This window comes from Wolbachia endosymbiont (group A) of Acrocera orbiculus, from assembly GCF_947250015.1.
GTDB lineage: Bacteria > Pseudomonadota > Alphaproteobacteria > Rickettsiales > Anaplasmataceae > Wolbachia > Wolbachia pipientis.
This window is the reverse complement of sequence record NZ_OX366272.1, coordinates 295,223-307,660: the sequence shown is the minus strand read 5'-3', so window position 1 is coordinate 307,660 and position 12,438 is coordinate 295,223. Positions and strand designations below refer to the sequence as shown.

Below are 12,438 nucleotides of genomic sequence, written 5' to 3'. Positions count from 1 at the left end.
AATAAACTTAAACCTTTATAAAAATTTAAGTTTAAACTCAATATAAATAAAAAACAACTTTTCAGAAGGCACCGCTGGTAGATTTTGCTGCCTGTTTTTGAGCTATATTCCCATAAATTATTGATACACTTGGTAATTTTCGCTTTAATAACTGCTTATTAATGGCAGAATGTATACGATTAATTATTTTAGATATACTTTTTACATCGCAGTTAATCAAAACAAAAAGCACTTTATTCTCATCAATATACCCTAGAAAATCATCACTACGGCAATTTTTATAAAAATGTTCTATGATAACTTTCAGTGCATTATTTGTCTCACTACAGCTACTATTTAAGCCAATCACTCCTATAGCTGCATTAATTTGATGTTGAAAGGCAAAATTTAATATAACGTATAACTCTAGAATAGTGGACTCATTGCCCGGTATATCGAATAAGTCATGGTTTTTATATTTTTTACCCATTAGATATTTATCTCTAAAGATTCCTAGTTTATGGGACAAACTGATATCACGTATTAATAGCTCATAATTTATTTTATTACTGGCAAATTGTGCAGTGCGGAAAACTTTTACTTTTGTCCTGATATCTTCTCCTTTAGCATCAGTTAAGGAAAAATCTATCACTTTAGGTAATATATCAAGTAAATCGTGCCCATTTTCGGTATACTCTAAATAATTCTTCACGTTGTCAGCTGCTCTTGTGCTTAAGATATTAATTAATGGCTTATTAAGCAAATTCTCCTCTTCATATTTTAACAAATCCCTTGCAACTTGATTGAGCCCTAAAATTAACACGTTTTTTTTCTTATTATCCTGACAAACAGATACCACAGCATCATCTTTTCTTCTTGCAGTTATGAAATCATCCATACTTTCATTCTATACAGCGTATTTATAAGTATAATAAGATTATATTAAGATTTACTTACTTATTGATATGCTTAATTAGGTATAGACAAAATGTCATACGGGATGGCTTTGTTGTAGAAGAATCAAGATTACTGTTTATAGACTTCAAGTTACTGCAAAAAATATTTTAAAACATAGTGATATCTTGACTTTACCTAGTTAATATTCCAAATTATAAAAAAACAGATAGTTCTATGACGACAAGTCTATTACAAGGCAAAAAGGGATTAATAACCGGAATAATAAATAAGAGATCAATAGCATACGGTATAGCAAAAACTCTCTCAGAGCACGGAGCAGAACTTGCAATCACCTACCAGAATGAAATAATAAAAGAAAAACTATCACCAATAGCAGATGAACTAAATGTGGAGCTAATATTACACTGCGACGTTTCAAATGAAAAAATCATAGATAACGCTTTCGAAATAATAGAGAAAAAATGGGGTACTCTTGACTTTTTGGTGCATGCAATAGCATTCTCCGATAAAAATGAGTTAGATGGTAAATATGTCAATACTTCACTGGATAACTTCCTCAATGCAATGCATATATCGTGCTATTCTTTTACTGCTTTAGCGCAAAGGGCTGAAAAAATGATGTCAAATGGTGGTAGTTTACTTACTTTATCTTATTATGGCGCTGAAAAAGTTATGCCAAATTATAACGTTATGGGTTTATGTAAAGCGGCACTTGAAGCAAGTGTAAAATATATAGCATGTGATCTCGGGCCACAAAATATCAGAGTAAATGCAATTTCCGCTGGTCCAATCAGAACTTTAGCATCTTCTGGAATAAGCGATTTTCACTCCATATCAGAATGGAATAGAAATAATTCTCCGCTCAGACGCAATGTTACAATAGAGGATGTTGGCAAGGCAGCGTTATACTTATTAAGCGACTTAAGTAGTGGCACTACTGGAGAAATTTTGCACGTTGATTCAGGATATAACGTTGTGGGAATGAAGGTAGTTGACTAACAAAGCACTAGTTCCTTCGGGTTCATACACAACTCTATCAGGAGTTTTGTGACTGTGATTGCAGAAAACATCGAACATAAAATTCCTATTGATAGAGTGACAGAAAAGCCTCTTATTGCTCCACTGCCAATAATGAACATTATTCCTGCAGCAATTAATGTAGTGATATTTGAATCCAGTATTGTCTTTATAGCGTTTTTAAACCCTTCTTCAATAGCACGTTCCACTCTCTTGCCAGATTTGATTTCCTCACGAATTCGCTCAAATATTAAAACATTTGCATCCACCGCCATACCAACAGTAAGTGCAATACCGGCAATTCCAGGTAAAGTTAGAGTTGCTTCAAGCAGAGTGAGAATTGATAATATAAGAACTACATTAGAAAAAAGTGCAACAGAGGCCAATACACCTAATTTGCCGTAAGTGATGATTATAAATAAAGCCACGGCTATAATAGAGATTGTTGCTGCCATTTCCCCTGCCTTTATTGATTCTTCTCCAAGACTTGGGCCAATGTTTTTTTCTTCAATTATTTTAAGTGGTGCTGGCAGTGCTCCAGATTTTAAAAGTATTGCAAGTTCGCTTGCTTGTTTTTCAGTGAAATTACCGCTAATTTCTCCCTCTCCATTTAAAATTGGCTCACGTATTGTAGGTACTGTTAAGACTGTGTTATCCAGAACAATTGCAAAAGGTTTTCCCACATTTTCTTTAGTGATTTTTGCGAATCTTTTACTCGCTATGCTGTCAAATTTAAAATGCACTGTTGGTTTACCTAAGTGACCAAATCTAACTGATGCGTTAACCAGCGAATCACCACCTATTTCAGTTTTGCGGAATATTGGATAAGAATTACCTAAAGAATCCTTGAGCATGACAGTGGTTTCATGGTCTATATCCTGCACCTTGGCTATGTTAGTGTTTGCCAAATGAAAAGCTAGCTTAGCAGTTTTGCCAAGCAGAGATTTTATCTGCTTGGTATCTTCTACTCCAGGCACCTGCACTAATATTTTATTCTGCCCTTGTTTTTGAACGCTGACTTCCTTTGTGCCAAGTTTGTCCAAACGGCGCTGGACATTGTTTATTGATTCTGCAGCTACTTCACTGATCAAAGAATTTTTATAATGGGGTTTATACGAAATGAGAATCGAAGAATCTTTTCTATTTAGCTCTAAATTTGGATTTATCGCATTAATCAACACAGATGCTTTTTTATAATCATCAATATTATTTAAAGTTATAACGCTATTTTGTACGTTAGATTCAATATTTTTTGTTAGCAATGTCTCTTTTATTTCGTTAGCTAGCATGCTTAGCTTTTCCTTAAAATAGAAGTCTAAGTCTATGTTTAAAAGCAAAGATGCCCCTCCTTTCAGGTCAAGGCCTAAGTTTATTCTTTTTTTCGAAATAAAAAGCTTATTATCAAAGAAATTTGGCAGTGTTATGTATAAAGCAAATAAACAGATGCATAATACTGAAAAAGATTTGACTATAAGTCTGTTGTACATAAGTTGTAGGTTTAAAATTGTAATAATTGATTGTAAGTTAAAAATAGATTTTTGTAAAATTCTCTATTTGACCTTACCCAGAAAAAGTAGAGAGAAAGTTAAGACGTTTTTATCATGAGAATAAATTGTGCAGGAATGCAATAGTTATAGCTCTTTCGATAAAAGTCCGGATGTGATAGGATAAGGATAGATGATGATAAGGAGGTTGAATGCCAGCAGCATATAGTTATGATTTAAGAAAAAAAGCAATGGAAGCGCTAGACGAAGGAGAAAGCAGAGAAACAGTGGCAGCAAGATTTAAGATTGGACGAACTACTTTATGGGAGTGGCAGCAAAGAAGAAAAGAAACAGGAGACTTTCAATCAAAAAAACTTGGAAATGGGGGTTACAATCACAAAATTACCGACTGGGATACCTTTGCCAAATTTGCCAGAGAACACGGAGGAAAGACTCTATCGGAAATGGCTAAACTTTGGAACAACGTTAGTATCCAAACGATCTATCGAGCCCTTAAAAAAATTGGATTTACGCGCAAAAAAAGACATATGGATACAAGGAAAGAAACGAAGAAAAACGTGCTGAATTTTTGAAAATTATAGCGACAAAAGAACCTAAAAACTTAGTGTATATAGATGAGTCTGGCATTGATAACACCGAAGACTACCCCTACGGATATTGCCAGAAAGGACGGCGGTTTTATGCCTTAAAATCTGGAAAGAAAACTCAACGAATCAGTATGGTTGCAGCCTTAAGTGGAAGAAAGATAGTTGTTCCGTTAACCTTTGAAGGCCACTGTAATATGGATGTTTTTAATGGATGGTTTGAGCAATTTTTGACACCGATCTTGGAACCTGGACAGACTGTCATTCTTGACAATGCTACTTTTCATAAGTCTGATAAGATTATCGAGCTTGCTAAAGGGGTTGGTGCAGAAATTTTGTATCTGCCGCCTTATTCTCCAGATTTCAACAAAATTGAGCATCATTGGTTTGCTATAAAAAACAGAGCCAGGAAAAACATTCCTCTATTCGAATCCTTTCTTCGTGCTGTTGATTCTGCCTTCCTATGACCTGTTTGGACTATTATGAGAAATGCTATAATATTTCGTAACTGGGAAACAATAGGAAATATTTATACATGTCAAGTTTAAGATAATTTTTTTAGATTGATCCATAAATTACTAACCTTATTACTCAATGTCTAAAATAGTTTTTTTCCATTTTCTTTCTTATGCCGCTTGCAATTAACTTGACGCTTATGAACACTACCAAAAAAGAAATAATTGAAAGTCTTTTATTATACAATCAGGAAAAGCATGCAAAAACAAAAAATCCCAATCACAGTAATAATAACGATGGTAATACAGACCATAGCAACAATTTGGTGGCTCGCCAAGCTAGACTTACGGGTACACATGCATGATAAATTTATAGAGCAGAACAATGGATTGGCCGTTACGGTATATCGTCTGGAAGAACGGGTAAAGAATCTTTCTGAGGAATTAGATGAATTCAAAGCTAATTTGAAGTACAAGTAATTATTCTTCTACTTTTGGTGTGTAAGCATCAGATTGAAATTGACGATCCTTCCAGTTTTTGATGTATTGCTCGACTAATGGAGGATCTCCTGTTATAATTAGTAGATTCTAAGCGTTTTTTTTCTGTGCGGCATCAGAAAAATTGAAAGACCCAGTTATGATTTTTTGATTATCAATAATCATGACTTTATTGTGAGCGATTGCTGGTTTGAAATCAACATAAATCTTAATACCTTGCTCGAATAACTCATTGATGACACTATATTTTGAATGAATTTGCGATTTATCAAGAATTATCTTAACTTCTACACCTCGTTTTTTGGCTTGAATCAAGGACTCAGCAATAGGCTTTGAGGTAAATTGGTATGCTTGAACCAACACAGACCCTTTAGCATGCTCTACGGAATCAATTATTAGATTGGTGCAATTTTCCCCAGGAGTGAAACATACAGTAGTACTTGGACAAGAAACACAACCTGATAAAAGTGAGCAAGTTAACAGAATTAATAAATATCTAATCATGAAAAAATACATCCTTTCAGTTGACGGCGGAGGCATAAAGGGCATCATACCAGCCATCATTCTAGCAGAAATAGAAAAAAGAGCAAGAAAACCTATTTACCAGATTTTTGATCTTATGGCTGGTACTTCAACCGGTGGGATTGTTGTAGCAGGGTTATGCAGGAAAGATGAACAAGAAAATCCCCAATACTCAGCCAATGATTTAGTTGAATTTTACCAAGAATACGGGTCATATATTTTTAAATCTTCATTTTTTAGGCGATCAATATTATCTTGGTTTAACTGTACACAATACCCACATAAAAATATTGAGTATGTACTTCATAAATATTTTGGCGATGATGTCTTTAAAAACACTTTAAGTAATGTGTTGATTACGAGTTACGATATTCACAATAACTGCCCATTTTTCTTCAAAAGCTGGAAAGAGGATAAGAATTTTATTAAATTAAGGGATGTATTAAGAGCAGCAACTGCAGCACCTACTTACTTTGCACCTAAATATCTTAAAATCAACCGAAAGGAAATGGTACTAGTGGATGGAGGGGTTTTTGCTAATAATCCAGCTGCTTGTGCATATGCAAGTGGTAAGAAATTGTTTCCAAATGATGATATTCTACTGTTATCAATAGGTACTGGCAGAACAGATAGAAGTATAAAGTATTCTAACTCGAGGAAATTTGGAAAGATAGGCTGGATAAAACCTCTGTTGAACGTAATGTTTGCCTCAAGTTTAGATGCAGTAAACTACCAACTTGATCAAGTTATAGCTGATAAATATATACGAATACAATCGCAATTAAAAGTAGCATCACCTGACATGGATAATATTACATCAAAAAATATCAAATCTCTTCAGCAAGAGGCAAAGGCAATGGTAGAGGACAATCAGAAAGTGATAGAGAAATTCTGTGATGTTGCATCTTGATACGTCAAATTCTGCAGAGCTAAACAAGGGTTCAGAATAGACATATTAAATATATAACTATTTCTACTTATATCTTAGTATATTATTTGTGAATCAGTAACCTACTGCTGTTTTTAATTCAGGCTAAGTTTTGAAAGCATAATTTTCAAGCTCCTCAATAGATAAATCTGTTATTTTAGAAATAGCATCAGTAGAAACATCCAACATAAGTAGATTATTTGCAACCTTTATTTATATTAAGTATATAACTATCTTTACTTATATCTTAATATATTATTTAACACTCCCAACCGTCTTTAACACAATTCAATTTTCACAATCACCCAACTCATCAGCAGTTAGACCACTTGCTCGCAAAATAACATCAGTAGAAACACCCGCCTTCACTAGATTTTTCGCAACTTTGATCTTTTCCATTTTTTTAACTTTTTCTTTACTATCTTTCATATCTTCAGATAGAGATTTGACTAACGCATCTAATGATTCTTGTTCTCTATACTCGTTTATTAAACTCAATAGCTTATTTTCTTCTTTATTTTCTCTGGTTTTAGGTAGCAGAACTTTAATATTCACTGATAATTTCCCTGCTATTTCATATAGTTTATCAAATGATATGGCAGCGTATCCTTTTTCATATTCGTGTATTTCCTTGAATGTTAAACTAACTTTATCTGCCAAATTTTTTTGAGTATATCTCCTCACCAACCTCCATTCTCTTATTCTTTGTCCTATTCTGTAATATATAGAGTCAGTGCAGACTTCTTTTCTTGTATCATTATATTCGTAAGTAGATAAGCCGGTTGCTTGGGAAATAATATCAGTAGAAACTCCTTCTTTAACTAGATTTTTTGCTACCTCTAATCTTGCTTCCTCTTGATTGACTTTCTCGCTAATGTGAACAAACCTGACTAATGAAGGTACTATTTTACCTAACTTTTGATTCTCATATATTTTTGTTAGATAGAGTATTTCTTCGTCTTCATCTTTATACTCTCTTACTACTACTGATTCAGGTAGCAGATCTGTAACAGTAGCTGATAATGCTTTTGCTATTATATATAATACTTCAACAGGAATAGCGCTATAGCCACTTTCATAGCTGTTCACCTCTTGATATGTTAAACCGATTTTACTTGCTAGTTCTACTTGATTATACTCTTGTATTAACCTACTATTTTCTACTCTTTGCCCTATTCCATAGCTAACATTGCTTGCAGAAACACACACATACACCTCCATTTAAAACTTTATTGTTATAATTTTTTCATGAGCTACCCATCTAAAACTATATCAACAGGTAAACCTACCGCTTGCAAAATAATATCAATAGAAATTCCCCCTTTTACTAGATCCTTTGCAACTTTAATCCTTTCTATCTCTCTCACTTTCTCCTCACAAATACGTATTCCCTCAAACAGAGATTTTATTAGTGCATTACGTAGTTCTTGGCTCTCAATTTCTTTGTATTCTTTAATCAAATCAAGCAGCTCATTTTCCACTGTACTACCTTCATCTTTCTCTATTAGTAGATCTGTAATATTAATCGATAACGCTTCTGCCATTTCATATAATTTATCAAGTGGAACAGCAGTCCTTCCTTGTTCATAGTTGCTTATTTCGTGACGTGTTGTACTCATTTTCTCTGCTAAATCTTTTTGAGTATACTCTCTCACTAGCCTACATTCTTTTATCTTTTTTCCTATTTGGTAGTAGATAGAACCCGTTTTTTCTTCAACACATTCATCAGCAGACAGACCAATTGTTTTTGAAACAGTATCAACAGAAACTCCTGCTTTAACCAGACCTTTTGCAATTTTTATTCTCTCCGTTTTTTTACTATTTTTCTCACTAACTTGAACAAATTTGGTTAATAAACAAAACATCCTACGTAACTCATGATCGTTAATCTTTTTATATTCTCTTACTAGATTTAATATTTCTTCTCCCTCATTTTCAAGACAGCTTTTTGATACAGGAATAAGATCCGTAATACTGATTGATAGTGCCTCAGCTATAGCATATAACCTTTCAATTGGAACTCTACGATTCCCTTTCTCATATTGCAGTATCACCCAATACTTTACACCAATTTTCTCAGCTAAATCTTTCTGAGTATACCCCCTCTCTAACCTCCAACTTTTCACTTTTTCCCCTACTTCATAGTCTAGAATTTTTTCCACGCAAAGAACCATACATATAATATTTTCTATTATAGCTCAAAGGCTCCAGATATAATAGCCAGACTCTGGAACCTTTAAATTGATGCATTAAAGTGCCCTACAAGTTTCTTTACTATTTTCACGTACTTTGTCTGCCCATGAAAACAATTTTTCACTTACTTCCTTCTGCTTTTCACTCCATATGCCACATCTAGTGAAACTACCTTTCTCTACTGCTTCTTTAAGTTTTACTCCCCCGAAAAGGCAATTTTTTCCAATTTCTTCCCCTCTTTGTTGTAATTCAGCCCAAAGTTCCTTGTCTGCTGTTATCTAAGTGAGGAAAGTCACCTCTCCCCACTCGACTTCGAAACCGGACTTGTGACGTTCACCACATCCGGCTTCTCTCTAACTTGGTGTTTGTCATACACACTCCTATGTAAATAATCATGGCAATGCCCGTGCAATAAAGACAAATTTCCTATGGTATTATTGTTCCTATTTTTGTCTTGATGATGCACTTCAATTATGTCCTCTGACCTAAAATATAGCTGACAATAATTACATTTACCCTGTTGCATCTTCAGTAATTTTATCACTCTTAGTGACTTATCTGGTACTCTACGACTGCTCCAATATATCCAGTCTCCATCATATGGAGATTTTGCTCCTCTCACTTTGATATGCCGCTTAATAGCATGGTCTCCATGTTTGATAAGATATTTTCCATTACTTGTCATAAACCTCCAATTATCATTCTTATACCTTTTAAAGTATTTCCTCTTTATCCAGTATTTGCCTTTATTTGTATGTTTACGTACTGCCCATTTCCATAGTTTTCTAAACATAACGCTATCTAGTAACTCGAAGACTTTCCTTGAAATCACTGAAGTATAATATTGACACCATCCTCTAATAAGTGGATTTAGGTTTTTTATAATAGCTTCTTGTGGTGCTCCACACATTTCTTTAAGTTTGTACTTAGCGGTTAATGTATATCGTTTTATAGAGTTGCGGCTCGGTTTTATTAGTAACTTGTATGTTTTCTTACCTTGTTTTACTGTATGCTGTCGTATTGTAAATCCAAGAAAATCAAAGCCTGGTTTTTTTTCCTTTAGAGGATTCAATGAATGAGAAATTTTTGTCTTTGATGACTTTAATTCTAATCCAATGGTTTTTAACCATTCCTTAATTAAAATCTCTGCCTTAAGCACAATTTGCTTACTTTCATGAAATACCACAAAGTCATCGGCATAAGTAATTATGCTGAGTGATCTTTTTGCCTTTTCTCTACATGATCTACCAAGTTTTTCTTTTCTATAGCTTCTTATCTGATCTGCCATTGTTTCTTTTAAATAGCTTTCTAAACCATTTAGAGCGATACAGGCGAGCAATGGAGAAATTGTTCCTCCTTGGATAGTACCACTTTCAGTTGGTTTATATATTCTATTTTCCATAACACCTGCTTTCAACCATCCTCTTAATATTTTCTTTAACGTTGGTGTGGTATTGAGCTTTTCAAGTAGTTTATTATGGTTAATATTGTCAAAGCACCCAGATATATCAGCATCTAAGATGAATGCTGTCTTTCGACTCAACGCTTGAAATATTGCTTCAATGGCGTCATGACATGATCTACCAGGTCTAAAACCATAAGTGTTTGGCTCAAATTTTGCCTCCCACTCAGGTTCTAAAGCCATTTTTACAAGTGTTTGTTTTGCTCGACACGATATAGTGGGTATCCCCAATGGGCGTTTCTCATTCTTTCCAGGTTTTGAAATCCAAATGCGTCTTGATGGCTTTGCTTTCTCCCTTATATCTAAGGAGTTTGCCAATTGCAATCTTTCTTTTTGACTAAGGTTAGCTTTTCCATCAATACCTGCAGTTTTTTTCCCTCTGTTGTCCTGAGTTACCCTTCTAACTGCTATCGTTCTTGCACTTGTTGATTTGAGTAATAATCTCTGAAGATTGTGCATCTTTTTGATATCATCACATTGTGAAGCTCGGTAAATTCGTTTTTGTAGCTTAAACGAAAATTTCTCTAGCTTGCGCCAAGGAATTTCATTCCATTCATACCTAACATTTTGTTGGCTCATAACATATTCACTACTATTTACAACTTTACCTTCCAAATTACAGTGTCCACGTCTGCATATCCTAGACATTACCCTAGGCATTAGCTTCTTAAACAATCCCTCCACACAGAGACTTGCGGTTGGCTACCTGCTTGTTACTCTTATAAAGATTAACAAGAGCTTCCATGTGGTTACTCCGTTCCATGAAACCATTTCGTGTTGGATTTAGGTTCTTACTTTTTGCCGAGAGATCGGAAACATCTTGATTAAACGTGAGCATTTTAATCATCCATTCTCTGTACCTTTTGGTTTATGCGTATCAACCTTTTTTTTCGCATATTTGCAATGACGACAATTCAAACATAAATTTCTTTCGTAACCATATCTAACTCTTCTCGAGAGGATTTATTATAAGGTTTAATATTACTCCCTTTTAGTTCATGCTTGCACCCTAGAAAATTGCCAATTTCCTAAAATGTGAACTATGATTTCAACCAGATGTTATGGTGGATGGAATTTAACCATCATGATTTCATGACATCGGATCGCACACCCACCACCTCACTAATGTTACTAAATCCATCTCTCCTTATTAGTTCTGCAAGTTCTAGATTAATTTTGTTTACAACTTGAGGTCCGTGGTATATGAGAGCAGTGTACAACTGCACCAAAGAAGCTCCTGCCTTTATTTTTTTATATGCATCAGCACCACTTGAGATTCCTCCGCATCCTACCAACAATATTTTGCCCTTAGTAAGTTTGTACATATCGCTCAATAACTCGGTTGAAAGTTTAAACAGCGGTTTGCCACTCAACCCACCACTCTCGTTGTGGTGGGAATGTAAGTTATTCCGACTGATCGTAGTGTTGCTCACTGTTAATCCGTCAATCTTATATTCCAACGCAAGCTCAGCGATATTTTCTTTCGTTTGCTGATCTATATCTGGTGAGATTTTTAATATTATTGGTATGGATTTAGAATTATCAATTGATTTCCGGGTTAGAGTTACGGATTTCAACAATTCCGATAATTCTTGCTTATTGTGCAGATTGCGTAAATTAGGCGTGTTTGGGGATGAGATGTTCAGCACTATATAATTGCTTTTTCCATATACTATCTTTATTAAGTCAACATAATCGCTGATTTGGTCCTTTGATGTACTGTTTTTTCCTATGTTGATGCCAAAAATGCAGTCATCAAGCTTGGTTTTATCTATTTGTTTAAGAAAGTAGTCTATTCCTTTATTGTTAAATCCCAATCTGTTAATTACCCCTTGATCTTTAATTAACCGAAAAATTCTTGGTTTTTTGTTTCCATATTGTGGATTACGAGTTACAGTACCAGTTTCAATAAATCCAAAACCAAATGAAAGCATAGGCCTTATAACTTCTGCATTCTTGTCAAAACCTGCAGCCAGACCCACGGGGCTTCTGAGCTTATTACCAAAAAAATTCACACTCAAAGATTCTGGTAGCTCTATAGGTTTTCTATAAGGCATTTCCTTTAATGCCATAATTGCCAAAGAGTGAGCAACCTCGGGCGGTAGTAAAAACAATAAATCACGTAATATCATTTTGTAAAACACTTTGCTTATTTTTAGTTTATTTTTTACCATGAAACGCTATAAGAGTATAACCATAACTTGAAAAGAAATTGATTTTACTTATGAATAATTTTCTCTATAGGTTACACACTTAAAGCTACTGTTGAATTGAGCAACTTTTACAAGATATAGAAAATGAAAGAGGCCGGGACCGGAATTGAACCGGTATAAAAGGATTTGCAGTCCTCTGCATAAGCCATTCTGCCACCCAGCCG

The 12,438-nt window shown here is 34.4% G+C and carries 10 protein-coding genes, 1 tRNA gene and 2 pseudogenes; 4 read left to right on the top strand and 9 right to left on the bottom strand.

Translation table 11 applies throughout. From position 1 onward, the window contains the following. Positions 1 to 61 precede the first annotated feature (61 nt). Complete coding sequence (locus tag OOL03_RS01555; RefSeq protein ID WP_264705573.1) at positions 62 to 877, bottom strand: hypothetical protein; 816 nt, start codon at positions 875 to 877, stop codon at positions 62 to 64. Between the two features lie 233 nt (positions 878 to 1,110). Here OOL03_RS01555 and OOL03_RS01550 point away from each other — a divergent pair, with 233 nt between their 5' ends. Then, on the top strand, positions 1,111 to 1,896 hold the full coding sequence (locus OOL03_RS01550; RefSeq protein ID WP_006280349.1) for an enoyl-ACP reductase FabI: 786 nt from the start codon (positions 1,111 to 1,113) through the stop codon (positions 1,894 to 1,896). Here OOL03_RS01550 and secD read toward each other — a convergent pair. Continuing rightward, complete coding sequence (gene secD, locus OOL03_RS01545; RefSeq protein WP_065095131.1) at positions 1,893 to 3,401, bottom strand: protein translocase subunit SecD; 1,509 nt, start codon at positions 3,399 to 3,401, stop codon at positions 1,893 to 1,895. The genes OOL03_RS01550 and secD overlap by 4 nt on opposite strands. 209 nt (positions 3,402 to 3,610) lie before the next feature. On the opposite strand from secD, the gene OOL03_RS01540 reads away from it, so the two are divergent. Then, a protein-coding gene (locus OOL03_RS01540; protein WP_264707019.1) for an IS630 family transposase occupies positions 3,611 to 4,470 on the top strand; the annotation gives its coding sequence in 2 pieces (ribosomal slippage) (positions 3,611 to 3,935 and positions 3,935 to 4,470; 861 coding nt in all). A gap of 246 nt (positions 4,471 to 4,716) precedes the next feature. After that, positions 4,717 to 4,938 carry a hypothetical protein gene (locus OOL03_RS01535; RefSeq protein WP_143688910.1) on the top strand — a complete coding sequence of 74 codons (222 nt, stop codon included), beginning with the start codon at positions 4,717 to 4,719 and terminating at the stop codon, positions 4,936 to 4,938. Here the strand turns inward: OOL03_RS01535 and OOL03_RS01530 are convergent. Then, a pseudogene (locus OOL03_RS01530) lies at positions 4,939 to 5,460 on the bottom strand (phospholipase D family nuclease). It abuts the gene before it with no gap. Here OOL03_RS01530 and OOL03_RS01525 point away from each other — a divergent pair. Beyond that, on the top strand, positions 5,459 to 6,388 hold the full coding sequence (locus OOL03_RS01525) for a patatin-like phospholipase family protein (RefSeq protein WP_264707477.1): 930 nt from the start codon (positions 5,459 to 5,461) through the stop codon (positions 6,386 to 6,388). The pseudogene OOL03_RS01530 and the gene OOL03_RS01525 sit on opposite strands and share 2 nt — an antisense overlap. A 306-nt stretch (positions 6,389 to 6,694) precedes the next feature. On the opposite strand, the gene wmk (OOL03_RS01520) is transcribed toward OOL03_RS01525, so the two are convergent. The 6 genes and pseudogenes from wmk (OOL03_RS01520) to OOL03_RS01495 form a co-directional block, all read right to left on the bottom strand. After that, positions 6,695 to 7,627, bottom strand: coding sequence for a WO male-killing family protein Wmk (gene wmk / locus OOL03_RS01520; RefSeq protein WP_406721303.1), 933 nt, complete (start codon positions 7,625 to 7,627; stop codon positions 6,695 to 6,697). Between the two features lie 32 nt (positions 7,628 to 7,659). Beyond that, a complete protein-coding gene (gene wmk / locus OOL03_RS01515) occupies positions 7,660 to 8,580 on the bottom strand; it encodes a WO male-killing family protein Wmk (RefSeq protein WP_264707476.1) in 921 nt (306 codons plus the stop codon). 75 nt (positions 8,581 to 8,655) lie between these two features. After that, positions 8,656 to 8,868 (bottom strand): annotated as a pseudogene (locus OOL03_RS01510) (hypothetical protein); the annotation flags it as partial. A gap of 23 nt (positions 8,869 to 8,891) precedes the next feature. Next, positions 8,892 to 10,721: a group II intron reverse transcriptase/maturase gene (gene ltrA / locus OOL03_RS01505; protein ID WP_264707475.1), complete on the bottom strand. Its 1,830-nt coding sequence runs from the start codon at positions 10,719 to 10,721 to the stop codon at positions 8,892 to 8,894. Between the two features lie 422 nt (positions 10,722 to 11,143). Next, a complete protein-coding gene (locus OOL03_RS01500) occupies positions 11,144 to 12,235 on the bottom strand; it encodes a quinone-dependent dihydroorotate dehydrogenase (protein WP_264707474.1) in 1,092 nt (363 codons plus the stop codon). Positions 12,236 to 12,365: 130 nt separating this feature from the next. Further along, positions 12,366 to 12,437: transfer RNA gene (locus OOL03_RS01495), tRNA-Cys, on the bottom strand. Between the last annotated feature and the right edge of the window lies 1 nt (position 12,438).